This is a genomic window from Candidatus Blochmanniella camponoti (genome assembly GCF_023585825.1).
GTDB lineage: Bacteria > Pseudomonadota > Gammaproteobacteria > Enterobacterales > Enterobacteriaceae > Blochmanniella > Blochmanniella camponoti.
Map to the genome: position 1 here is coordinate 411,895 of NZ_CP097751.1, position 25,021 is coordinate 436,915.

Annotated in this window: 18 protein-coding genes, 1 tRNA gene and 1 pseudogene; 11 read left to right on the forward strand and 9 right to left on the reverse strand. The window is 28.3% G+C overall.

Going from position 1 to position 25,021, the window contains the following annotated elements:
- Positions 1 to 158: 158 nt before the first annotated feature.
- From dnaB to gltP, 4 genes are all read left to right on the forward strand, one after another.
- Positions 159 to 1,532 (forward strand): replicative DNA helicase, encoded by a 1,374-nt coding sequence (gene dnaB, locus M9394_RS01720; RefSeq protein WP_250247099.1) that lies wholly within the window; start codon positions 159 to 161, stop codon positions 1,530 to 1,532.
- A gap of 453 nt (positions 1,533 to 1,985) precedes the next feature.
- Complete coding sequence (ssb, locus tag M9394_RS01725) at positions 1,986 to 2,462, forward strand: single-stranded DNA-binding protein (protein WP_250249769.1); 477 nt, start codon at positions 1,986 to 1,988, stop codon at positions 2,460 to 2,462.
- 496 nt (positions 2,463 to 2,958) lie between these two features.
- A complete protein-coding gene (locus M9394_RS01730) occupies positions 2,959 to 4,602 on the forward strand; it encodes a Na+/H+ antiporter (protein ID WP_250249771.1) in 1,644 nt (547 codons plus the stop codon).
- 691 nt (positions 4,603 to 5,293) lie between these two features.
- Complete coding sequence (gltP, locus tag M9394_RS01735) at positions 5,294 to 6,586, forward strand: glutamate/aspartate:proton symporter GltP (protein ID WP_420022159.1); 1,293 nt, start codon at positions 5,294 to 5,296, stop codon at positions 6,584 to 6,586.
- 236 nt (positions 6,587 to 6,822) lie between these two features.
- On the opposite strand, the gene M9394_RS01740 is transcribed toward gltP, so the two are convergent.
- The 5 genes and pseudogenes from M9394_RS01740 to M9394_RS01760 all read right to left on the reverse strand — a co-directional run bounded on the left by M9394_RS01740 (position 6,823) and on the right by M9394_RS01760 (position 13,547).
- The gene (locus M9394_RS01740; RefSeq protein ID WP_250249772.1) at positions 6,823 to 7,224 is read right to left on the reverse strand and encodes a Rid family detoxifying hydrolase; all 402 of its coding nucleotides are present in this window, start codon (positions 7,222 to 7,224) and stop codon (positions 6,823 to 6,825) included.
- Positions 7,225 to 7,309: 85 nt separating this feature from the next.
- On the reverse strand, positions 7,310 to 8,335 hold the full coding sequence (gene argF / locus M9394_RS01745; protein ID WP_250249774.1) for an ornithine carbamoyltransferase: 1,026 nt from the start codon (positions 8,333 to 8,335) through the stop codon (positions 7,310 to 7,312).
- Positions 8,336 to 8,603: 268 nt separating this feature from the next.
- Positions 8,604 to 11,459 (reverse strand): annotated as a pseudogene (locus M9394_RS01750) (valine--tRNA ligase).
- 11 nt (positions 11,460 to 11,470) lie between these two features.
- Entirely contained in the window at positions 11,471 to 11,923 is a 453-nt protein-coding gene (locus M9394_RS01755) for a DNA polymerase III subunit chi (RefSeq protein ID WP_250249776.1), read from the reverse strand.
- Positions 11,924 to 12,044: 121 nt separating this feature from the next.
- Positions 12,045 to 13,547, reverse strand: a complete 1,503-nt coding sequence (locus M9394_RS01760) for a leucyl aminopeptidase (protein WP_250249778.1) — start codon at positions 13,545 to 13,547, stop codon at positions 12,045 to 12,047.
- Positions 13,548 to 13,795: 248 nt separating this feature from the next.
- Between M9394_RS01760 and M9394_RS01765 the strand changes: the two genes are divergently transcribed.
- Positions 13,796 to 14,917 carry an LptF/LptG family permease gene (locus M9394_RS01765; protein WP_250249780.1) on the forward strand — a complete coding sequence of 374 codons (1,122 nt, stop codon included), beginning with the start codon at positions 13,796 to 13,798 and terminating at the stop codon, positions 14,915 to 14,917.
- 5 nt (positions 14,918 to 14,922) lie between these two features.
- Positions 14,923 to 15,996: an LPS export ABC transporter permease LptG gene (gene lptG / locus M9394_RS01770; RefSeq protein WP_250249783.1), complete on the forward strand. Its 1,074-nt coding sequence runs from the start codon at positions 14,923 to 14,925 to the stop codon at positions 15,994 to 15,996.
- A gap of 31 nt (positions 15,997 to 16,027) precedes the next feature.
- Here lptG and M9394_RS01775 read toward each other — a convergent pair whose 3' ends face one another.
- Positions 16,028 to 16,942: a LysR family transcriptional regulator gene (locus M9394_RS01775; protein ID WP_250248098.1), complete on the reverse strand. Its 915-nt coding sequence runs from the start codon at positions 16,940 to 16,942 to the stop codon at positions 16,028 to 16,030.
- A 454-nt stretch (positions 16,943 to 17,396) separates the two neighbouring features.
- Here M9394_RS01775 and M9394_RS01780 point away from each other — a divergent pair.
- From M9394_RS01780 to M9394_RS01795, 4 genes are all read left to right on the forward strand, one after another.
- A tRNA-Leu gene (locus M9394_RS01780) sits at positions 17,397 to 17,479 on the forward strand.
- Between the two features lie 331 nt (positions 17,480 to 17,810).
- A complete protein-coding gene (locus M9394_RS01785) occupies positions 17,811 to 17,948 on the forward strand; it encodes a hypothetical protein (protein WP_250247088.1) in 138 nt (45 codons plus the stop codon).
- Positions 17,949 to 17,965: 17 nt separating this feature from the next.
- A complete protein-coding gene (locus tag M9394_RS01790; protein WP_420022156.1) occupies positions 17,966 to 18,610 on the forward strand; it encodes a metal ABC transporter ATP-binding protein in 645 nt (214 codons plus the stop codon).
- A 91-nt stretch (positions 18,611 to 18,701) separates the two neighbouring features.
- Positions 18,702 to 19,562 carry a metal ABC transporter permease gene (locus M9394_RS01795; RefSeq protein ID WP_250248100.1) on the forward strand — a complete coding sequence of 287 codons (861 nt, stop codon included), beginning with the start codon at positions 18,702 to 18,704 and terminating at the stop codon, positions 19,560 to 19,562.
- A 683-nt stretch (positions 19,563 to 20,245) separates the two neighbouring features.
- On the opposite strand, the gene lptB is transcribed toward M9394_RS01795, so the two are convergent.
- Genes lptB through lptC form a run of 3 tightly spaced genes read right to left on the reverse strand, consistent with a single transcriptional unit; the run spans position 20,246 to position 22,122 of the window.
- Positions 20,246 to 20,971, reverse strand: a complete 726-nt coding sequence (lptB, locus tag M9394_RS01800) for an LPS export ABC transporter ATP-binding protein (protein ID WP_250247085.1) — start codon at positions 20,969 to 20,971, stop codon at positions 20,246 to 20,248.
- A 46-nt stretch (positions 20,972 to 21,017) separates the two neighbouring features.
- On the reverse strand, positions 21,018 to 21,527 hold the full coding sequence (gene lptA / locus M9394_RS01805) for a lipopolysaccharide transport periplasmic protein LptA (RefSeq protein WP_250249787.1): 510 nt from the start codon (positions 21,525 to 21,527) through the stop codon (positions 21,018 to 21,020).
- Positions 21,505 to 22,122: an LPS export ABC transporter periplasmic protein LptC gene (gene lptC / locus M9394_RS01810; RefSeq protein ID WP_320411727.1), complete on the reverse strand. Its 618-nt coding sequence runs from the start codon at positions 22,120 to 22,122 to the stop codon at positions 21,505 to 21,507. Before lptC ends, lptA begins: the two co-directional genes overlap by 23 nt.
- A gap of 2,629 nt (positions 22,123 to 24,751) precedes the next feature.
- Between lptC and M9394_RS01815 the strand changes: the two genes are divergently transcribed.
- Positions 24,752 to 25,009 carry a BolA family protein gene (locus M9394_RS01815; protein ID WP_250247080.1) on the forward strand — a complete coding sequence of 86 codons (258 nt, stop codon included), beginning with the start codon at positions 24,752 to 24,754 and terminating at the stop codon, positions 25,007 to 25,009.
- Positions 25,010 to 25,021: the final 12 nt, after the last annotated feature.

Genomic DNA, 25,021 nt, shown 5'->3' on the forward strand with positions numbered 1-25,021 from the left:
GCATGATGTCTGCACATATGGTTTTATGACTTATATTAGTGTAATTGTTTTGGGTGTTTTATATGGTATTGTAATAGTGGAAATATGATTTTTCGTGTTTAAAATTTAGATATTTCTTGTTAAGGAAAATAGAAGTTTATGCGGGGAAAATATTAAAAATGCATGTTTCTCATGATCAGCAAGTAAATAATATGAAAATACCACCGTATTCATTAGAAGCTGAACAATCAGTATTGGGTGGTTTAATGTTAGATAATACTCAATGGGAATATATATCAGTACAAGTAAATTCTGATGATTTTTTTAATTATGCTCATCGAGTTATTTTTAATGAAATGAAACGTTTACTGGAAACAAATAAACCTATTGACCTAATAACACTGTCAGAATCTTTAGAGATTCAAGGAAAATTGGAATTAGTAGGAGGATTTGCGTATTTAGCAGAATTGTCAAAGAATGTTCCCAGTGCTTCTAACGTAGTTGCATATGCAGATATAGTACGCGAACGCTCGGTAATACGCGCAATGATTTCTATAGCAAATAAAATTGCTGACGCTGGATATAATCCTCAAGGTCGAAGCAGTGATGAGCTATTAGATTTGGCTGAATCTCTCATTTTTCAAATTTCACATAGTAAAAGCAATCATAATCTTAACCCAAAAGGAATAGACTATATTTTAGAAAAAACCGTCGCTCATATTGAGCAGGTATGTAATAGACCGAAATACGGTGTTACTGGTGTTTCTAGTGGATATAAGGATCTGGATAAAAAAACTGATGGTTTACAAAAATCTGATCTTATAATTATTGCCGCGCGCCCTTCTATGGGAAAAACTGCTTTTGCTATGAATTTATGTGAACATGCCGCAATGACTGAAAAAAAACCAGTATTGATATTTAGTTTAGAAATGCCTGGTGATCAAATTATGATACGTATGTTAGCTTCATTATCTCGAGTTGATCAAGTACGTATTCGCACGGGACGCCTGAATAATGAAGATCGAGAAAGAATTACTAGTGCTATGGAACTTCTTTTGGAAAAACGTAATATATATATTGACGATTCTTCATGTTTAACACCTTCTGAAGTGCGTGGACGGGCTCGTAGGTTGTTCCGTGAACATGATGGTTTGAGTTTAATTATGATTGATTATTTACAATTAATGAGAGTACCGTCTTTATCTAATAATCGCACATTAGAAATTTCAGAAATTTCTCGATCGTTAAAAGCTTTAGCTAAGGAATTGAAAGTACCAGTCATAGCGATTTCTCAGTTAAACAGAGGTTTAGAACAACGTACTGACAAGCATCCCGTTAACTCAGATTTGCGTGAATCCGGAGCAATTGAACAAGATGCTGATCTTATTTTATTTATTTATCGTGATGAAGTGTATCATGAAAACAGTGAAATGAAAGGAATTGCTGAAATTATCCTAGGGAAACAACGGAACGGTCCCATTGGTACCATACGATTGATGTTTAATGGGCAATGTTCTCGATTTGATAACTATATTGAATCTGATCAATATTAATATTCTATGAGTGATGTGGATTGGTTATAGATATTATTATGTGAAATAATTGATGTATTTATTCTATGACAAAGTTTTGGTGTCTGTTTTATAAAAAATGACATATAATGTATGTATATTATTTTATTATGTTTTATGCTGCAATAAGTATAAAAAATGGAGTGAATGATTATTTGAAATTTACTACTATATATTTAGTGTAAATGAAATTTACATTTATTCATAAAATACATTAAATAATTTAAAAATTATTTTTACTAAAATAGTGTGGTGTTAAGCGAAGAATACTGATTTTTAATATAATGCATTTTATTGTATGGGTTTTTATAAGAATGTTATTAACAATATTGATTGTATTTAAGTATATTAACTACACGGGTTTATTAAACGGCAATAGAATGGTTACGTTAATAAAATATTAAAAAACCATATGATGTAATTAATGGAGGAGTTGTGGCTAATAGGGGAATTAATAAAGTTATTTTAATAGGGTATCTCGGTCAGGAGCCAGAGGTTCGTTATATGTCTAGTGGTAGTATGGTTACTAATATTTCAGTAGCTACTACTGAATCCTGGAAAGATAAACAAACTAATGAATTTAAAGAAAAAACTGAGTGGCATCGTGTGGTGTTATTTGGTAAATTAGCAGAAATTGCATCAGAATATCTGCATAAAGGTTCTCAAGTATATATTGAAGGATCGTTAAAAACTAGAAAATGGCAAAATCAAAATGGACAAGATCGATACATTACTGAAATTATTGTTAATATCGGAGGCACAATGCAAATGTTGGGTAGTCGTCATTCAGGAGAAAATGTATCGTTAGATAATCAGAATGTAATGAATAGCGGCGATAAAACTATATCGAATGATGATGTATCGAATGACCCGGCCGATGTTAATTTTGATGATGAGGATATTCCTTTTTAGACGGTTTGGATGTATTAAAAATTAATGAGTCATTTTTTGTATTATTGTATAGGCGTGTATAGGTTGGATTTTCAATAATTATTTTTTTATGTCCAACACCTATCAATACAACATGCACAGTATACAAAAATTTGATATTGTTTTGTGTTTTTAAACATAAAATCATATAAAAATATGCGTTTATGTCCTTGCTGATTGTTCAATCCATGTAATCATATTAAAGCATGTTAATGTTCCTAAGTCTATTCTAACATGCATACTTAAATAACAAATCATAAAATTTATATTGTTAGAGTAAATATAAAAATATTTCATTTTTTATAAGTAGTGTATAATTAAAAGTCGCATATCTTTATATATATATATAAAGATTTTATCACTTGTTTAATACTTTGTAGCATGCCATGCATATACACAATATGAAGTAAATATAACAATTCAATACTATATTTGTAGAAAAAATATTTATTTTTTGGATACGATTGAGATTTAAAGTATGGAGATTTTTTTTACGATTCTTATTCTTACTTTAGCTGTCTCTGTTTCAGGAGTTATAACACGAATTTTGCCGTTTCAAATGCCATTGCCTCTAATGCAAATTGTATTAGGAGCTTTATTAGCCTGGCCTAGATTTGGATTACATGTAGATTTTAATCCTGAGCTATTTTTATTGCTTTTTATCCCCCCGTTATTATTTTCTGATGGTTGGAAAACTCCAATGCGTGAGTTTTTACGTCATGGAGGGGAAATTGTTATATTAGCATTGGTGTTGGTGATTATTACTGTGGTTGGCATTGGATATTTAATTCATTGGATGATACCAGACATGCCTCTTGTAGCAGCATTAGCATTGGCAGCGGTTTTATCCCCAACTGACGCAGTAGCGCTTTCAGGTATCGTAGGGGAGGGACGTATTTCTAAAAAGCTTATGGACATCCTTCAAGGAGAGGCTTTGATGAATGATGCGTCAGGATTAGTATCTCTTAAATTTGCTATTTCAGTAGCTATGGGCACTATGGTCTTCAGTGTGAGCGGAGCTTCTATAGAATTTATCAAAGTATCTATGGGGGGTTTATTAACAGGGATAGCTGTTACTTGGGGATATAGTAAATCATTAAGGTTTATCACTCATTGGAGCGGTGGTGATCCTGCTACTCAAACAATACTTCTTTTATTGTTGCCTTTTGCGGCATATTTAGTTGCTGAGCATGTTGGAGTATCTGGGATATTATCGTCAGTTGCTTCGGGCATGACTATTGGCCAATCAGGAATAATCCGCAATGCCCCGTTAGCTATGCGTTTGAGGGGGAATAGTGTTTGGACGATGTTAGAGTTTGTATTTAACGGTATGGTGTTTATTATGCTGGGATTGCAATTACCAGATATTTTATCGACCTCTATTTCACAAGCGGCAATGGACCCAACTACTAAAACATGGATGTTATTTGTATATGTAATTCTTATTTATTTCGCGTTAATGATACTTAGATTTGGATGGTTGTGGTTAATGAAAAATATAAGTTTATATTGTATGACTAAACGTCCAATGGTATTTAGTGAATATAGTATACGAGAAATTTTAATTGCTTCTTTTGCTGGAGTACGTGGTGCTATTACATTAGCAGGAGTACTTTCAATACCACTTTTTTTGAGAGATGGATCAGCTTTTCCGTTTCGTTACCAATTAGTTTTTATTGCTACTGGTGTTATTTTATTCTCTTTATTATGTGGTGTAATTGTTCTTCCGTGGTTGTTGCAGGGAATTATAGTATCTGATAAATTATTACAACGCAAAGAAGAGCGTATGGCACGGGCTATAGCAGCAGAAGTAGCTATTGAAAGTTTATATAAACTGGAAGAACGGTTAATGCATAGCCAAGAAGAAAATATTGATAGTCAAATTATTAATGAGGTAAGCGCGCGTGTTATAGGCAATTTACGTCGTCGTATAGACGGAAATAATGATGTAAATTCTATGTTAACTGAAGAATTAGAGAGACGGATGAGGTTAAACGCATTACGTGCTGAACGAGGAGAATATTATCATTTACGCGCGCAACAAAAAATTAGTAATGAAACGTTAACTAAATTATTACGCGACTTGGATTTTTTAGAAGCTTTATTAGCCGAGAATGAATAATATTACCTGATTTAATAAGGGTGATTGCAATTTTTATAAATATTTCTATCATTAATGCTGAGAAATTTTAAGGGAATTAACAGGAGTTGATATAAAGATCGCGCATATTCTATTGGCTGGCATAGTTTTTGATATAGTAAAGCGCGATTACATATATTATATAAATACATCATTGTTGTTATGGCTGTTAGGTATTGAAGCAAGATATAACTTGTTAATAAAAATGAATTTTTTATGAATATTTAATTATGCAATAGTTGACTTAAATGATGGATAACCTTATCCTTTGAAAAGGTAATTTGAGAATTATTAAGGGTATATCCCTGTTTTGGAATGTATAAGTATTAATGTTAATATTCTTGTATCTGGTTGTAAGTTTATAAATAGTTAATATGTAATATTAAGTGTTACGTGTATATATTACTCAATGCACATAAAAAGATGTTGCGTTGAGTTTTATTTTTTCAAGTGATTATGTTTAATAAATAATTTATGGGTTATGCGACGTTTTTGATATGAAGGTTAAGAAATTTTCTATAAATTAATTTTATATTTTAGTTAGTAATTTCTTAGCATACGTTTGTGTTGTTTAATGGGGATTTTTTAGAAGAAAATTGTTTAAATCAGTTGATATAATTGATTCCGGATTGATGTGAAATAAAAAATAACTCATTTTAATTAAGGGGTAACTATGATGATTAGAAAGTTTAAAATTACCCTTGCTTGGAAAATTTTTTTTGCTTTAAACTTGGGTATTGTTTTAGGAATTGTATTGCATAATCAAACAGAATTAAAAGATTGGATAATCGTGACATTTCTTTCTCCAGCCGGAGAAATTTTTATTCGTATGATAAAAATGATCGTGGTTCCCATTGTAATGGCCACATTGGTGGTTGGAATCGCCGGTATTGGGGATGCAAGAAAATTGGGAAGTATTGGTTTGAAGACTATTATTTATTTTGAAATTATTACAACACTTGCTATAGTACTTGGTGTAGCTTTTGCGAATTTGTTGCATCCTGGTTATGGAATTGACATGTCTCTTCTTTCGAAAACGGACATCTCAATGTACGAGCAAACTACATCTGAAATACAGTCAAACTTAGTAAATACTATGTTATCGTTGATTCCTTCGAATATTATTAATTCTATGGCTAAAGGAGATATGTTACCAGTTATTTTTTTCTCGGTAATTTTTGGGCTTGGATTAGCTACATTGCCAGAAAAAACTAAAACTCCATTATTGGACATTTTTAATTCTGTAGCGGATACTATGTTCGAAGTAACACATATAGTGATGCGTTATGCTCCTATTGGGGTGTTTGCTTTAATTTCAGTTACAGTTGCGACTTTTGGATTTAGTTCTTTGTTGCCTCTTACTAAACTTGTATTGTTAGTCTATGGTGCTATTGTTTTTTTTGCATTAGTAGTATTAGGTATAGTGGCACGTATATGCAATCTTAGAATTTGGAAATTAATTTGTATTTTAAAAGAAGAACTGATTTTATCTTTTTCTACTGCTAGTTCAGAGACTGTATTACCACGTATCATAGAAAAAATGGAAGCTTATGGAGCTCCTTCAACTATTACTGGATTTGTAGTGCCTACTGGTTATTCTTTTAATTTAGATGGATCAACTTTATACCAAAGTATTGCTGCTATTTTCATTGCGCAATTGTATGGTATTGAATTATCTTTAAGTCAAGAAATTATTTTAGTATTAACTTTAATGATTACTTCTAAAGGTATCGCTGGCGTTCCAGGAGTTTCCTTTGTAGTGTTGTTAGCTACATTAGGTAGTGTAGGTATTCCATTGGAGGGGTTAGCGTTTATAGCAGGAGTGGACAGGGTTTTAGACATGGGTCGTACAGCGTTAAATGTTATAGGCAATGCTTTAGCGGTGTTAGTAATTGCAAAGTGGGAGAATCAGTATGATACAGAACAAGCTCTGATCTATGAATCAGAGATGTTATCTAATAAATAATAATAATATGTTCATTATTCGTAATTATTGCAAGAATAAGATTATATAATGTTTGATATTATTGGATCTTTTTTGAAAGAGAAAATGTTATGCAATGACGATGAAAATTTTAGTCATATTAAGACTATGTTATTGTATTCCATAAATAACCGTGTGAGCATATCTATAATGGGGATTATTTGAAATAATTTATTCGTTTGTTGTTTATTAGTGTTTTTTCACGATTATTATTAAATTTATAAAATACGTGTAGCGATAGCCTCGATTTCTATCTTAGCGTTTTTTGGTAATCTAGACACCTCTACACAGGAACGGGTTGGTAAAATTATATCTTCATGAAAAGAAGATGAATGAAAGAATTTCATATAGCTGCCATTTATAGTAGGTATATCTTTGATATCAATAATGAATAATGTAGTTTTAATAATATTATTGATTTGTAGACCAGCTGTTTCTATGATATTTTTGATATTTTCTAATGATTGATACGTTTGATCGTAAATGTTGTCAGGGATAATATTTGTATCCGGGTGCATTCCTATTTGCCCGGATACAAATATTATGTTTCCTATATCTATCGCCTGTACATAAGGTCCAAGAGGCATGGGAGATTTTTTTGTATTGATAACGTGAAGCATAGAATTTATCCTAATGAATTGCGTTAAAAATAAGGTATTAATTTTTTAGTATTTATATAAAAATATGATAAAGCCTATTCTATTACTATTGATTAAAATTAGTGGAATCAGGAAGTAATGTTGCCAAAATAAGAGCTTTGACAGTATGCAAACGGTTTTCGGCTTGATCAAACACCACACTATACGGAGATTCGAATATGTCATTTGTTACTTCTAGCCCATTTTTTAAATTATATTGTCGTGCTATTTTTTTACCAATAGTGGTTTCATTGTTGTGTAATGCCGGTAAACAATGTAAAAATTTTACATTTGGATTATTGGTGTTTTGGATCATGCGATGATTTACTTGATACGGAGATAATAAAGAAATACGTTCTTTCCATACTTTTTCATTTTCTCCCATAGATACCCATACATCAGTATATAGAAAATCTACGTCCTTTATTCCGATAAGGATATCTTCAGTAAGTGTGATATTTCCATTATTACGTTGTGCAATATTTTGGCAATTTATAAATAGTTCTTGTGTTGGCCAAAATATTTTAGGTGATACTAATCTTAAATCGAATCCCATTATTGCTGCAGCTTCTAATAAAGAATTACTGATGTTGTTTTTTGCATCTCCTATATAGGCTAACTTCATTTGATGAAACATTTTATGTGGTAGTTGTTCTTTCATAGTCATAAGATCGGCAAGCAATTGTGTTGGGTGAAATTTCACAGTAAGTCCATTCCATACTGGTACTCCAGAATATTGTGCAAATGTAGTAACTGTATCTTGACTGTAACCACGATATTGAATCCCATGATACATCCTTCCTAATATTTTAGCAGTATCTTTAATAGATTCTTTATGTCCAATTTGACTAATATTTGGAGTCAAGCAGGTTACACACGCGCCTTGATCAAATGCTGCTACTTCAAAGGCACATCTTGTTCTAGTTGAATGGTTTTCAAAAATGAGTACAATATTTTTTCCATTTAATTTTTTAATTTCAGTATGTGTATTTTTTTGGTATTTTAAATAACTGGATAATTGTAATAGATAATAAATTTCGTTTATAGTGAAATCTATTAATCGTAAAAAAGACCGTTTATATAATTGATTCATATGACATTTACCCTATCTGTTGATGTTTATATAGATAACGTGGTTATTTATATTTCAATGAAAAATGTTATTTAAAAAAATTTCATTATATGAAATTTAAATTTTTAAATGTGTGGAAATTAATTTTGATGAAACATAGAGTGACAATTATTTAACAATTAATTAAAAATAAAGGAATGAATTTATTATTAAATTTTTTAATACTTAATATACGAATAAAAACTTTATTCTCCAAGTTATTTTATTTAAATATTGTTATATAAACTGATTACAGTTCCTTCATGATAGCACATTGATCAATCAATTTATTTTTGCATTCGTTCATAATAATTTAATAGCGCTTGTTTGTTTTTGATGACAGATTTTGGGCCGTGTTTCATAAAATTATTGTCATCTAGTAGTTTTCGTATTGTTTTAATTTTATGATTTATTAATTCTGATTCTTTTTTAATCTATTTATTTCGCTTTCTTTGTTAAACGTGTCTGGTATACGTATTAATAGTTCTGATGAATCTAAGGGCATTATCACTGATTTTGGATAGATTGTGCCTTTTGATATGAAATGGATATTTTTTAATTGAGCAATATGACATAAAATATTGGAATTTTCTGTAATGCGTTTTTTAACTTCTAATGAAGTATCCCTAAATACTATCTGTAGGGGTATATTGTACGATATATTCATGTTTACACGAGTGGTACGTATTGCTATAATTACGTTTTTAATCCATTCAATATCTATTATGGATTTCATGTCAATTACAGATCCATCATATTTTGGAAATGGTTGTAACATGATAGTTGTTCCGTTATTCTCAGTAATTGTTTTAACTTCTTGCCAAATTTTTTCTGTAATAAAAGGAATAATTGGGTGCGCTAATCGCAGTAATGATTCTAGTAATGTGATTAATGTGTAACGTGTACCTCTTAGTTCTACTGCATTCCCCCCATGATAAAGTATTGGTTTCGTTAGTTCTACATACCAATCACAAAACTGATGCCAAATAAATTCATGTAAAATATTGGCTATTTCGTCAAACCGATAAATTTCTAATTTTTTATGAAAAATTTGTACTGTTTGATGAAATTTTGTAATGATCCAACGATCTGCCAAGGAAAATGATTTTTCATTGGAAGATATACCACAATCTTGATTTTTGGTATGCATGAGAACAAAGCGACTAGCATGCCATAATTTATTGCAAAAATTACGATAACCTGTTAGTCGTTGCATATCCCAATGTATATCGCGTCCAGATGATGCTAATGCTACCAATGTAAATCGTAAAGCATCAGTTCCGTGGGGTTTAATGCCATTAGGAAATTGTTTTTTAGTATATTTTATAATATGCTTAGATAATTTTGGTTGTAACATGTTTTTTGTGCGTTTTTTTAATAAATTTTCTATTGAAATACCATCTATTATGTCTATTGGATCAATAATATTCCCCTTAGATTTAGACATTTTTTGACCTAATTCGTCGCGTATAAGCCCAGTAATATATACAGTTTTAAAAGGAATTTGTGCTGATCCGTTTTCATTTTTAATGAAATGCATAGTTAACATAATCATTCGTGCGATCCAAAAAAATATGATGTCAAATCCACTGATTATAATATTAGTAGGATGAAAGACGTTTAATAAATTAGTATTTTTAGGCCAACCTAAAGCAGCAAACGTCCAAAGACTCGAAGAAAACCATGTATCTAATACATCTTTTTCTCTATGTAATATTACGTCATTATTTAGTTTATTTTTTATTCTGATATCTTGTTCGCAGTATCCTACGTATATTGTGTTGTTATCATCATACCAAGCAGGGATTTTGTGTCCCCACCAGATTTGACGAGAGATGCACCAATCTTGAGGGTTGTTCATCCAACTGAAATACATATTTTTATATTGTTTCGGAACAAAATTAATTATATTTAAATTTACTGCGTTTATCGCATGTTGTGTTAAGTTTTTAACGCGTATATACCACTGATCAGTTAACATGGGTTCAATTATAGTGCCAGTACGGTCACTATATGGAATTGTTAAGTCGTGGGGTTCTATATTATGTAACAATTTAAGCGCATTGCATTCGGAAATTATTTTTTTTCGTGCATTATCACTGTCAAGATTGTGGAATATTTGGGGAATATTGCAGTATAATTGATCGGTAAGTTGTCCATAACTGTTGAATACTTCTAGTTTTTTAAGAATTTTACCATCAAGTGAAAAAATGTTTATCATAGGCAATCCATGTCTTTTTCCTATAATATAATCATTAAAATCATGGGCAGGAGTTATCTTAAGACAACCAGTTCCTTTAAACATATCTACATTTTTATCAGAAATAATAGGAATACGTCTATTAGTTATGGGTGCGATAACGTATTGTCCGATTAAATTTTTGTATCGCGCATCTTCTGGATGTACTGCAACGGCAGTATCTCCTAATATAGTTTCTGGTCGTGTTGTTGCTACAATTAAGTGATTAGAATTTGCACTGATAGTAGAATTATCTAATTTATAGTATATATACCATATAGAACCTTTTGTTTTTTTATTTATAACTTCTAGATCAGAAATTGCGGTTTGTAATTTACAATCCCAGTTTACTAATCTTTTTCCTCTATAAATTAAATTATTTTGATATAAACGAATAAAAGCTTCTGTTACTGCATAAGACATTTCTGTGTCCATGGTGAAACGCTGTCGTTTCCAATCTACTGAATTTCCTAATCGTTTCATTTGGTAAGTAATAAACTGTTCAGATTGATTTTTCCATGCCCAAATATTTTTTATTAATTCATCTCGTGTGTAATCGTGTCTAGTTTTACCTGTATTATTATAAATTTTATGTTCCACTAGTATTTGCGCGGCAATTCCAGCATGATCTGTTCCTGTTTGCCATAAAGTATTCTTTCCTTGCATTCTTTGATAACGAATCAAAACATCCATAATAGTTTGTTGAAATGCATGCCCGAGATGTAATTGTCCTGTAATATTAGGCGGAGGCATCATAATGCAATAACTTTCCTGAGATGTATCTCCATGGGGACTAAAGTAGCCTCCATGTTCCCAAAATTCATAAATTGGTTCTTCTATATTTTTAGGATTATATATTTTTTCCACGATATAATTACTCATTCAGTTGGTGTATTAACAACACTTACCTGAAATCCATTTCTTTTGTAAGATCGGTATCTGTATCTTGCCCATTTTTTTAAAATGTCAGGTATGGGAACGAAATCTATTATTTCGTTAAAATTTAAAAAAAAGTTCATATTTTTTGGCATAAGGTTTATTAATAAATCTTTTTGTTGATTATCATAACAACATTGACTCCAGTATATGACTATTGGAGCATGATGGATGGTTTTTCCAAATAGATTATGTGGCAAAAATGAATTTTGATCAAATGTCCATAATATTTCGTCTATTTTTGTAGCTTGATGTTTATTTTCGCAAGTTACTAAGATGGTTTTTCCAGATCTCCATTGTGTGCTTATTAACTTACAAGCAAGCTGTTCTATGTAATTAGGTCTATTTTTTTGTTCAAATTCTTGAGATAGTAGGTAAAAAGTACTATGTTTCATATGTTATTAATTTTTATTATTTTTATAGTCAATGATAATTGATTATTTAAATAAAACATAAATTTATTTTGGTGTAATTCTGTTGCAAAATTAGTATTGATTAATAAAAATAATTTAAATTTTAATAGGATGATCTATTGATCAGATATTGTGACAAAAGCGCAACGGGTCGACCCGTTGCGCTTTTGTCACAATAATCAGATATCCATGCTGTTCCAGCAATATCTAAATGTGCCCAACGATATTTATAAGCAAACTGTTGAAGAAAACATCCGGCCGTAATAGCACCACCAGATCTACCCCCAACATTTGTCATATCCGCGCATGTAGATTTTAATTGTTTTTGGAACACTTCGTCTAATGGTAATTTCCAAACATAATCTTTGGATTGTTGTCCAGCTAGAATTAATTCGTCGGCTAAATTTTTGTTATTAGACATTAAACCGCTAAAATGATGTCCTAAAGCAATAACACAAGCTCCAGTTAATGTAGCTATATCTATTACAACATCCGGTTTATAACGTTCTGCGTATGTCAATGCATCGCATAGAACCAAACGACCTTCAGCATCGGTGTTTAATATCTCCACTGTTTTTCCAGATAAAGTAGTCAGGATATCACCCGGACGAAATGAAGTATGACTTATCATATTTTCACAAACAGCAAGTATTCCGATAATATTTAATGGTAAATTTAGTTCTATGGCTATACGCATAATTGCATATACTGCAGCAGCTCCACACATATCATATTTCATTTCATCCATTTTATTTGATTCTTTGATAGAAATTCCACCAGAATCAAAGGTTAAACCTTTTCCTATAAGTACAATGGGAGGAACATTAGACCCTTTAGGATTCCCTCTGTATTTAATTATAGGCATTGTAGGAGCGTAATTAGACCCTTTTCCTACCGCTAAATAAGCATTCATACCTAATTGTTTCATTTCTAAAGCATTGATTATATTTATTGTGACGTTATCACAATTAGATAATTTGTTTACTTGATTTACCAGGTAATCAGGAGTACAAAAATTAGGGGGCATATTTCCTAGGTCTTTAGCTATTTTTATTCCGTGAACGATAGATAATCCATCTCTAATAGATTTTTTACAATCTCCTAATTCATTTTCATTAGGTATATGTAATACTATTTCGTTTAGTGATTGATTTAGTGTGGTTATATTATTTTTAAATTTATTAAAAACATACAATTCTTCATTAACGATTTCCATTGTTTGTCTTATTTTCCAATAATTATCGTATCCTTTTATATTTAATTCACTCAAAAAAAGTAATATTCTAATTATAGGTATCTCTTTACATAAGATCGTTATTTTTCGAATTAATTTTCTATAACAATTTTCATCAAAATCAGATTGTTTACCGCACCCAACTAATAAAATTTGTCTATTATGTAAATGAGGAACATCGTATAATAAGAGCGTTTGAGTGACTTTTCCGTGCAACGCGCCACGACGCAACAATGAACTGATATATCCTTTGCTTATGTCATCAATTTTTTTTGTTGAAGGAAATAAATTTAATTCTTCAAATATACCAGTAATGATGCAACTATTAGGATATAATTCTAAATGTCCGCTAGTAACGCTAAATTTTATCATAAAATTTCCTGTATATAAATATTTCAAATGACATACTCAAAAAAAATAAATCAGTTACAATATTCACAATATTTATATTTTATATAAAACATTGAAATATATCACGATGAGATTGTATTGGGTTGATAACGTAATGGATAATTTTCTTACATTATAAAAAACTGAATATGTATCTTTTTTTAAGATTACAATCTGTTACTACTACGATACTTATTTTTTATTTAAAAACAAGTTTTTTAGGTAAAATAATGATATTTACCAAATATATATTGAAAGAAATATTTAGAAATCAGTTAATCATTTTAACATTATTATTTTTAGTGTGTTTTTGTCAAAAATTGATCAAAATGTTGAGTTTGGTGATAGATAGTGATATTTCAATATATTTGATTTTTCTATGTCTTGTATTAAATATGCCAGAATCAGGAAAATTACTTATTCCTTTTAGCGTGTTTTTGAGCGTGTTGGTAACGTTTTATCGATTACATACTCATAATGAAATTATAGCTATGTATTCTTGTGCCGTAGATAAATACATTTTTATAAGAAGTACATTTTTTTTTAGTGGGATCGTTGCTACATTCACTATGATTAATGTATCGTGGTTATCTCCTTATTGCTCAAGTTACCAAAGTAGATTATTGTATAAAATTAAGGAAAACATTAATTTAGTTGTTTTGTCAGAAAAAAAATTTCAACCATTAGCTACCAAATATTTAATTTTATTTTCGGATAGAATTCAGGGAAATAAATTAAAAAACGTGTTTTTATCAAAAACAAATCCAGATAAAGATAACAGTATGTTTATAATTATTACTTCAGATCAAGGCAGTGTTTATAGAAATTCTGATGGTTCTCGATTAATTATTTTAGAAAAAGGCACATATTATGAAATTTATAATAAATGCGAGTTGCGCAAGGACGTGCTTATTACTAATTTTTCTCAGTATCAAATGCTAATCAATAATACTATTAAGACATTGTATGAAGAAAATGAGCCCGTTGATCATATGTTTATACATCAATTATGGTGTTCTAATAAATCAGAGATGCGTACAGAGTTACATTGGCGTTTAACTTTATTAGTATCTATTTTTCTGATGCCAATGATCACAACGTTATTAATCACTGTTGTTTCATATAATTATTTAATAAATTTGTTGATAACAGTTTTTTTATATATAATTTTTTTTATTTTTCATACGTTACTACGTTCCTGTGTTTTTTTAGATACCATAAATCCTATAGTATGGATGTGGGTTATAAATAGCATTTATCTATCGATAGTTTTATTGCTTAATTCATGGGATACTTCTTATATCAAAAAATTAGTTTTAACAATGTGTTATCGTCATAACATAAAAACATAGTGTATATGTACAGCATTTTGAATTATTACATTATAAAAACGGTAATATCAAATACAACAACGGTCTTTTTAGTGTTACTATCTTTATCTAGCGTAATTAAACTGATTGATGAACTGCGGAAGATAGGAGAAGGAAACCATTCTGTTTTTGATGTTATGATTTACATGATTTTAAGTTTGCCAAAAGATTTTGAATTATTTTTTCCCATAGCTACTTTATTAGGTGGGCTTTTGGGTTTATGCATACTTGAAGTACATAATGAATTTATAGCAATGCAGGTTTCTGGGTTTAGCAGGTTACAGATCATTTTATCAGTCATACAAGCTTCTATTCCTGTATTATTATGCAGTATCATTTCTAATGAATGGATAGTGCCTAATAGCGAAAAAATAATGTGCATGCATCGTAATCAATCACAACATGATGCTTCTTTACTTTCTATAAAGATTAAAAATCTGTGGTTCATAGATAATAATGATTTTGTTTGTGTTGAAAATGTAATAGCCTATAATGAATTGTTAGGAGTAAAACTATATAATTTTAATGAAGAAAGAAAGCTAAAAAAGATATATTATATCGAACGGGCAGTGTTTGTTAATAAAGTATGGCATTTGATTAATGTAAATGAATTGGATATTTCTCAAGAAATATCCGTTTCTAATAAAAACGTACCGCATTCTGAATGGAACACTAAATTAACTCCATATAGATTATCCATGATGATTACTCATCCAAATTTTTTATCTATCTCTAAATTATATCATTGCGCTAAATATTTTAATAGGATTGGTCAAAATTCTAAATATTATCAAGTGATTTTTTGGAAAAAAATATTATCCCCTATTTCTGGATCCGTTATGACGCTAATGGCATTAGCGTTTACTTTTGGACCATTATATAAAAAAAAGATAAGCATTAGATTATTCGTAGGAAGTATAGCGGGGTTTTTATTTTATATTTTAAATCAAATATTTGGAATATTAAGTGCTACACACAGTGTTTCTCCAATAATTGGATCAATATCGCCCAGTATAATATTTTTAGTAATTAGCGTTATTATTATGCGGATATATTCATAATGTTGTGAATATAAAAATTTTTAATAAATTTTTATTTTATACTAGTTAAAAATATTTTTTTAGTAAATTCTCGCAGCCATTTATGAGCGGAAGAGTGGTTGTGTTTAGAATGCCATGCTTGAATGATGCTTTTTTTTCCTAAGTTAAAATCAGTATTAAAGTGTGTTATTGGTATATTTAATTTTTGTATCATTGTTAATATAAATTCTGGTATTATCGCTAGTGCATCTGAATGAATTATAGCGTTTACAGTAGTGATATATTCTGGAGTAATACCAATGAAATTACGCTCTGACCAAAAATATTTGCTATGTTCATCGGAATTGGTTAAATGCTCATTTTTAGTTTTAATGAATTGATATTTTAATAAATTGTCCATATTTTTAGTTTGAGATAAAATAGGATGACGATTCCGAGATACTATACAACATTTGGATACGTAGATAGTTCGAATAGTTATTTCTGGGTTAAGTGCGCGTATTTCTCCTATATATAAATCTATGGTATGGTTTCTTAAGAAATTATCATCGTAGTCTGAATCATTTACTAAATGAATAAATGCGTTGGGAGCTGTATCTTTCATTTCTTGAAATAAGATGGTATTAAGGATAAAGAGAATAGCGTTGTTCGATGCAATAGTAAATGATATAGTAGTAATTTTAGGTTCAAATACTATGTTACTGTTGAATATTGATTCAACACGGTTTACTAATTCTTTAATATTTTCTTTTAGAGAGATTGCTTTAGGCGTCGGGATTAATTTAGTTCCACTGCGAACTAAAATTTGATCGTTAAATAGGATGCGTATTTTGTTGAGGGATTTACTAATAGCTGGAGCAGTAACATTTAATTTTTTTGCCGCTAAGTTTACGCTATACTCTTCGAGTAGTGCATTGAGAATCATTAGTAAATTGAAATCAAAATTATTCATATAATAAATTTTCATGTAATATTTATTTTACCCTGTATTATAATGTATAAATATACAAGAGTAAAATATATTAAATGTATTCAAGCATAATAGTATACTCAAGCACAGATATAATCGAGCACACAATATGATTGTGTTTTTGTAAGCATAAGCAAAGCAGTGTAAGCGACGGGCATGGTTGATATAAGTAAAAATTATTACTATTACTACAATGTAGCATATTAAATGTGTATTTAGCAATTGTTTATGTTGTCAATAATGGTGTCGTTATAGACGGTTTTGTGAATTTTTTAATATTTTTAAAATGATACTTTATTAAAAAATTATATTATATTTACAAATTTAATGTTTAAATTGAATGCTTGTGAAGAAATTGATTTTGTATATTGAATTCTCTTGCAAAATTTGATAAATTTTAGTGGCTGCATGGTTCTACATCAGATGGATTTGTTAGATATGTTCGTGTTTTGCCGAAGTGGCGAAATAGGTAGACGCAATTGACTCAAAATCAATCACCTTAATGGCGTGCCGGTTCGAGCCCGGCCTTCGGCAGTGTTGTATTGTTGTATCAGGTAATTATAAAAAATAATTTTAGATGAACAAGTATTGAATTTTATTTTTTATTTTGAAATTATTAGTAATAATGTCGCGTTGTGACAAAAAATTTCATATATTTATAAAGTAAGTTTTTATGTTAATTATAATCTACTAATTTTAGTAATAATGTAAGTATTAGCATGAAAAATCTAGCATGTTTATATGAATTCATTAAAGCTAAAGGGATTGTATGTTAATTTGTCTTTTTGTAGTGATAAAAATGGTCGGTGTGTTGTTTCATGAATGTTATGTTATAACATAACTAAATTATTAAGGAAATTTATCGTTGTCATATCACTCTAAACAACGTTTGTCTATTGGTATGAAATTGTTTCTTGCTTCAGGTTTGGTTCGTATGCTCATAGTACTGGTTGTATTGTTATGTTCGTGGGCTGCCATTCTTTGGTCTTCTTTGTTGCCATGAATAATGCATGTACAACTATGATGACATTATATAACTTAATAGCGGGTTACTGTGGTCGCAATGTTGGCCCATCCGTAAGCGGTCGAATTAAGTATGGTAGCATGATTGCTATCATAGGACCTAACGGAATAGGAAAATCTACTTTATTAAAAACATTAGCTGGTTTGTTGCCTCCAGTTTCCGGTCGTTTAGAATTTGGAAAAAAAGGTAGACCTCGTATGGGTTATTTACCTCAGAACAGCACTATAGATCCCCATTTTCCATTAACCGTATTCGACGTAGTATCTATGGGTTGTTGGCCAAGAATAAATTTATTAAAAAGACTGAATCAAAATCAAAGAGCAGTAATTTGGCGTTCTTTATGTCAGGTAAAATTATTAGATGTATTAAATCAATATATAGAAACTTTATCAGGAGGGCAAGTACAACGTATGTTATTTGCTAGAATATTGGCTCAGCAAGCATCATTAATTTTACTTGATGAACCATTTCAAGGAATTGATATAAATACTTGTAAAATAATGATACGTGCTGTAAATTTATTATGTAGACGTGGGTGTACTGTGATTGCTGCACTACATAATAATGAATTCGTAACTGAATATTTTCCTAATACATTGTTGTTAACTTGTTCTCGTAGTATTTGGAATCCATCCATATAAATGTATAAAATTAAATTTTATAGTATTGTGAAGTGATTATATACATCCCATGTATATATAAATATTTATTTTGGAGAAAGAAAAAGTTTTTATGATGATTCATATGTTATTTGATCCTTTTATTAACTGTGGATATATGCGAAGAGCTATAGTTGCTTGTTGTGTATTATCTATCAGCATAACACCAATAGGTAATTTTTTAATGTTGAGGCGTATGAGTTTAGTGGGAGATGTGTTATCTCATTCTATATTACCGGGCGTAGCGATAGGATATTTTTTTTCAGGAATGTCATTTATGATAATGAGTATAGGGGGATTTATTTCCGGTTTAATGGTCGCGATATTATCTACTTGGATTAGCGAAAAAACATTGTTGCAACAAGATGCTAGTTTTGCTGGACTCTATCTTGGGTCTTTGGCATTTGGAGTTGTATTAATGTCGTTACATGGTCCTAATGTAGATTTGTTGGATTTGTTATTTGGATCTATTTTATCTGTAAATTTATTAAATTTAGAATGTATTGGGATCATTAGTACTATAACTTTACTTACTATCGCATTATTTTATAGAGCTTTAATTATTGAAACATTTGATCCAGATTTTTTAAGAGACAATAATATTGAAGCATCGAGATGTATTCAAATATTTTTTTTATCAATAGTTATGTTAAATTTAGTAGCAAGTTTTCAAGTGACTGGTACTTTAATGTCTGTTGGTTTAATGATGTTACCTGGGTTATCAGCTCGGTGTTGGGTTAAAAGTTTAATACATATGCTGTTGTTATCGGTATTTATTGCTTTTTTTTGCTCGTGGATAGGGTTGATTGGATCATTTTATATGTTTTTGCCTGCAGGCCCGACTATAGTGTTATGTGGTAGTATAATTTTTTTAATTTCGGTGTTGTTTGGTAGAAATAAAGGTATTTTATTTTCTGTATATAACAGAAAATAAAATTTTTTCTGTTTATTTAATTAAATTCTTTCTTATACCTAATGAGGAATTGGGTGTGCTTTAAAGATATAATTTTAGATATAAATGATCGGGTTATATATATAATAATACCTGTAGAATATATATTAACATTAATCTATGCCATGTTATGTATAGATATCAATATGTCTTGATTGCCATTTAAATAGGTATTTGGAAGGTCTAAAGAAATTTAAATATTGATTTAAGAAGATTCAGGGCAATAATAACAATAATTAGTTTTGAGTGAAATTAGAATATTATCGGCTATATTTATAAACAAGATAAATATTCTAGTTAAATCGGTATTAATTTATTAAAAACATAAATACATTTCATATTTAAAACATTATCAATTTGTAATTGATTTGACTGATTACTACAAATTAGTATAATATTCCCGTTTAAAAGTTGCTTTTGAGTTCTAATCATCTAGTTGATAATACCCATATTTTTATTATATGACATATAAAGTATCTGTTATTAGTAATTTCATATTCACTTTGATGCAGAATGTTAGATTTGATTATTTATAGATTAATTTATATGCTATATATAATATATAAAAATTATTTTTTCAATTTTTCGGAATGGTTTTTGAGTTTTAAATTGTTAAAATTGTTTGGTCGATTATATTATATATAAATATGATTTTATATCATGTATTATAGCTTAAATATATCTCCTAAGTATACTTGTTGTACGTGTTTATTATTTAATATCTCATTAGGAGATCCATGAGCAATTGATTGTCCTTGATTAACTATATATGCTCGCTCACATATACGCAATGTTTCTCTTACATTATGATCGGTTATTAGTACTCCAAGTTTTCGGGATTTAAGTTGTTGAATAATTTTTTGTATATCTGTTATTGAAATTGGATCTACTCCAGAAAACGGCTCGTCAAGTAATATAAATTTAGGATTAGCAGCCAATGCTCGTGCAATTTCTACACGTTTTCGTTCTCCTCCAGACAACGTCTGTCCAATATTATTTTTTAAATGACTGATATGAAAATTATTCATTAATTCTATAATAAGTTTATTACGTTTTTTTGTATTAAGATTACGTCGAGTTTGCAATATAGCCATTAAATTATCAAATACAGTTAATCGACGAAAAATCGAGCTTTCTTGAGGCAAATAGCCTATTCCTAATCGAGCTCTACGATAAATTGGCAACATGCTAATATCTTTTTCACCAATTGAAATACTACCGGAATTGTGTTGAACAATTCCCAATATCATATAAAATGTTGTAGTTTTTCCCGATCCATTTGGGCCCAATAATCCAACAATTTCTCCAGAAGTTATGTATAAGCTTATATTGTTAACTACATACCGTCCCTTATAAATTTTGGATAGATTTTTTATAGTCAGTGTTGTCATGAAATTAAACTATAACTAATGATATAGTATATGTTAAATCTATTTTTTAGGTGGATTTTTTTGATAAAATTGTTATAACTTTATTTCCTTGGTTGGAAATGGCTTTTATTTGTTTATTTTTTATTGAGTAAATGATCTTATCACTTTTTATAGAATTTCCTGCTTGTTTTATATAAACATTACCAATCAGAGTAATAGTATCATCGCTGGTATTGTAATGTATTATTGATGATTGAGCAAATATCATATTACCCATTTTTTGTATTTGATTTAAAGTAACAGGATTTCCGTGCGCTTCTATCATGGACAGATGATGTGTATCTTCTGTATGAGAGATTAATATCTTATCTGCATAAAGATCAATGTTTTTATATTTAAGTATAACTCGATCTGTAAAAATTATTGTATTAGTCAACATATTAATTGATTGATATTCAGAATATACTTGAAGTATTTGTGATTTTTTATGCGCTAAAGTATGAGAGTATGTAAATGTTAAAAGTATATTGATATAAGTAAGCATTATTTTGTATTTACCACATGTGTTGGATTTCATAACAAGTTTGTGCGTTATCAAATAATTTTGCTGTTTGTGTATGTAAATTGGCATGCATTTTCATCCCAACAGAATAAAAATAATGACCATGTATAATTACTTTTTCGTTTGACATAATATCTTGAGTTATTAAGTTAATTGTCGCTTGGTTTGTAATAATGGATTGAAAGTATCCATCATGTACTAAATTATTGATATATACATATCCGTATAGGTGCAATGTTTCTTCGCAACTTAATTTGGCTTGATTTGCTATAATTTTCCATTTTGGGATATTTTTGTCGTCAAAAGCTATAATGCTAGGACATATGAACCAAGTAATTCTTTGATTTGAAAAATGTTGAATGCAGTGCGCTGTCAATTTAAATTTAAGTTGTCCTGTTTTACTATATACGTTAATTGTTACATCGTTTCCTTGATGAGTACATATATCATTTTGAGTTAATGGGTGTAATGATGTATTAAACATGATTAATGATTTTTTTATAATAAAAGATAGAAAAATTATTATCAATATTAATAAAATTGAAATAAAAGTGTATTTTTTATTTTTTTTCAGTGATTTTGAGACATAAAACATTATGGGGGATCTCATATTTAATGATTGTAATTTAATAATTTTTATTTTTAAACGACAAAAGATATTCTTGGAGAGATGGTTATGATTTAATATTATTGTAATGATTGTTAGTTTTAACTTTTTTTTGCGTGAAATATATATTAAAATAACCAGACATTTAAGATATATAATATATAAATATTTTTAGATTATCTTTGACAAGATAATGCATAAGAAAATTGTATTATGATATACATCATAATACGGTTGTTAATACTCCATATTAATATTGCTGGCATATAATATTATATAATTTTGTTTTCGTGATATACATATCTGAGGGACATTGTGTATTTTCAAGGCTTCATCTATAACAAGATCGTGCATGTTAAGTATCATTGCTAAGTTGCGTAAATAGTGTTCATTATATATGAATATATTTAATGTGAACAATTGCTAGTCAATTAATGAATTTTAATGTAAACAAATTACTGTCAATTTACATAAAATTATAATTATTTAATAAGCAATTAAATAAAAAACCGAATTTATTTTTAAATAGATTTATTAATGAAAATCATAATTCATATCATATATTATTTATACATAGAAAATAGATTCTCAATTTTTTGATACATACTTTTAATGAAGCATTATACATATAATATCATTTTCCATTAAAAAAATCAAAATATTTTTAATAGAAAATGATACAAAAAATAATTTGTATCATAAAAATAATTATTTTTATGTGAAAATATGAAGTAGCCAAGAGTATTTTACCACTAAAAACATACGATGTATAATCTTTATATAAGGTTAATTTATCATCATTTTTAATGATTATTTATGTTAAAGATTTGTTGTTATTTATTCATTAATGTGGTAGATACAGTATCAGTGATCACTTAATGAATTTTTGATATTTCAATAAAAATATTAAATAAATTATATATTATACCTTATCCCATTAAGTGGATGGGTATATTTTAATTTTTTGTTTTTATAGAAAAATATTATTTTTAAAATTAAATTATTGTTTATGATGATTGCATAGTTAAAATGTAGAGTATAAATTTTAAAAATAATAGATTATTAATAATAGATGAAATGATTGATAGTTGCATTATAAATAGAGATATAAGCGCTATGTGATTTGTTGAAAAATAAGTATTTATTTAGAGTGTATTTAAATAAAAATTATTATTATTATGATTTTTCAAAATTAAAAAAGAATTTGATCTTTAATAAAATTGAAAATTGAAAGGTATTTGAATTTTTTAAGAAAATTTTCATTTAAGGATATTTAATTATAGGCATAAAATTACATTTATGTTAGTAATTAGATTATCCAATGTTATTTGTTGATCGATAGTGATGATTAAAGAATTATTAAAATTTTTGTTTAATTATTATTATTTTCGATGATATTAATAATTAAAAATATGCATACCCTAAAATAATTAAAGATATTATCTATCATAGATAGATAATATGAGAAATTATTAATTATAGCTGTTGATTGATTGTATGTAGTGTATTGAAAAATATAAGCAAAGTGCTATTTATTCGAGGTTTATTGAATTGATTCATTACAACATTTAATGTTTATTAAGTATCAATATGTGAATATTATTTCATTTTCATTATTTAAAATTTATTAAGATATAGGCGACATCAGTTTAAATTAGCGACCAATAATATCAGTGTGAATTAAATAATAATTGATTGTACACTAAAGTAGTATGACTATCATAGTAAATGATATTAATCATAATTTTTATTATTTTTATTTTTGGTATTGAAATCATAAGAATACGTGTATTTGTATTGGGCAATTACAAATAGAACAGATCTCATATTTATTATAAATAAAAAATAATTTTTTAAGTTGTATAGATGCTGCTGATTATTAATGTCTTCTATTTAAGAGAAGTTGATACTTCCACACCGATATATTGTATAATAGATTATATAAATAATCAATTTTTTATTTTTATTGTAAATGAGTATAATTGTCCTGATTAAAAAGGATTATAATTGATTTTGATATATTTAAGTATATGTTTTCTTGAGATATGTTATTATGCTTTAATTAATAATTAAAATAAAACCTTTTCAGTATAGAACATTATAGCCAATAGATACAATAATATATATCTTAAAAAGAATAGTTATTTATAGTATTTATGCTAAAAAATAAAATTAGATCTTATTTATTTTTTATATTTAGATAAATATTTTAGCAGCAAATACTGATATTGAAGGAATGAGATATATAATCATTTTTATTTATAGCTGAAAGGAGATTGTTGTATGTTTCTATTTTTTAGAAATATACAGTTTTTCATATTTATGCATATATAGTCAATTATATAAAAATATTCTGTTTAATAACGGAAATTATTGATATTTTTTGGTTATTTTGTGAATATTTTATATTGTAATTTATTTCTCAGAAAAAGTGAGAACAGCAATTAATTAATTAATTAATTTATATTAGTTATTTTAGTTTAAATAATTTATTGTTTAAGTACAATATGAAATATAAATGATCGATGTTGTGCAATAAAAATAACAGTAGAATAATAATTCTATGGCATAAAAATATAAGAACATAATTCTGCGTTTCGCTGTTATTATAATTATTCAAATGGTGAAAATTATGAACGTGGATGAGATTAAAAGTATTTTATTAAAAGATTTGATATTAGATAAAGCATATGTCTCTTTGTGTGAGAATAATTATCAAATTATTGCTATAAGTCATATTTTTCATGATGGCATGACTGAATTAGAACGACATAAAATTATATATGCTCCTCTTATGAAGTATATATTAAATAATGAAATTCATTCAATATCTATTCAAGCATTTAATCCTAAGGAATGGAATAAAAAGTGTGGATTGTGCGGTGTATGAAGTAGTTTTTAA

Excerpts from the sequence above, each read along its gene's own strand:
- M9394_RS01790 (WP_420022156.1), top strand. The coding sequence starts at position 17,966 with ATGATGACATTATATAACTTAATAGCGGGTTACTGTGGTCGCAATGTT.
- lptA (WP_250249787.1), bottom strand. The coding sequence starts at position 21,527 with ATGAAATCCAACACATGTGGTAAATACAAAATAATGCTTACTTATATC.
- argF (WP_250249774.1), bottom strand. The coding sequence starts at position 8,335 with ATGAATCAATTATATAAACGGTCTTTTTTACGATTAATAGATTTCACT.
- M9394_RS01815 (WP_250247080.1), top strand. The coding sequence starts at position 24,752 with ATGAACGTGGATGAGATTAAAAGTATTTTATTAAAAGATTTGATATTA.
- dnaB (WP_250247099.1), top strand. The coding sequence starts at position 159 with ATGCATGTTTCTCATGATCAGCAAGTAAATAATATGAAAATACCACCG.
- M9394_RS01755 (WP_250249776.1), bottom strand. The coding sequence starts at position 11,923 with ATGAAACATAGTACTTTTTACCTACTATCTCAAGAATTTGAACAAAAA.
- M9394_RS01760 (WP_250249778.1), bottom strand. The coding sequence starts at position 13,547 with ATGATAAAATTTAGCGTTACTAGCGGACATTTAGAATTATATCCTAAT.
- lptC (WP_320411727.1), bottom strand. The coding sequence starts at position 22,122 with ATGAGATCCCCCATAATGTTTTATGTCTCAAAATCACTGAAAAAAAAT.
- lptB (WP_250247085.1), bottom strand. The coding sequence starts at position 20,971 with ATGACAACACTGACTATAAAAAATCTATCCAAAATTTATAAGGGACGG.
- M9394_RS01765 (WP_250249780.1), top strand. The coding sequence starts at position 13,796 with ATGATATTTACCAAATATATATTGAAAGAAATATTTAGAAATCAGTTA.
- lptG (WP_250249783.1), top strand. The coding sequence starts at position 14,923 with ATGTACAGCATTTTGAATTATTACATTATAAAAACGGTAATATCAAAT.
- M9394_RS01795 (WP_250248100.1), top strand. The coding sequence starts at position 18,702 with ATGATGATTCATATGTTATTTGATCCTTTTATTAACTGTGGATATATG.
- gltP (WP_420022159.1), top strand. The coding sequence starts at position 5,294 with ATGATGATTAGAAAGTTTAAAATTACCCTTGCTTGGAAAATTTTTTTT.
- M9394_RS01775 (WP_250248098.1), bottom strand. The coding sequence starts at position 16,942 with ATGAAAATTTATTATATGAATAATTTTGATTTCAATTTACTAATGATT.
- M9394_RS01740 (WP_250249772.1), bottom strand. The coding sequence starts at position 7,224 with ATGCTTCACGTTATCAATACAAAAAAATCTCCCATGCCTCTTGGACCT.
- M9394_RS01730 (WP_250249771.1), top strand. The coding sequence starts at position 2,959 with ATGGAGATTTTTTTTACGATTCTTATTCTTACTTTAGCTGTCTCTGTT.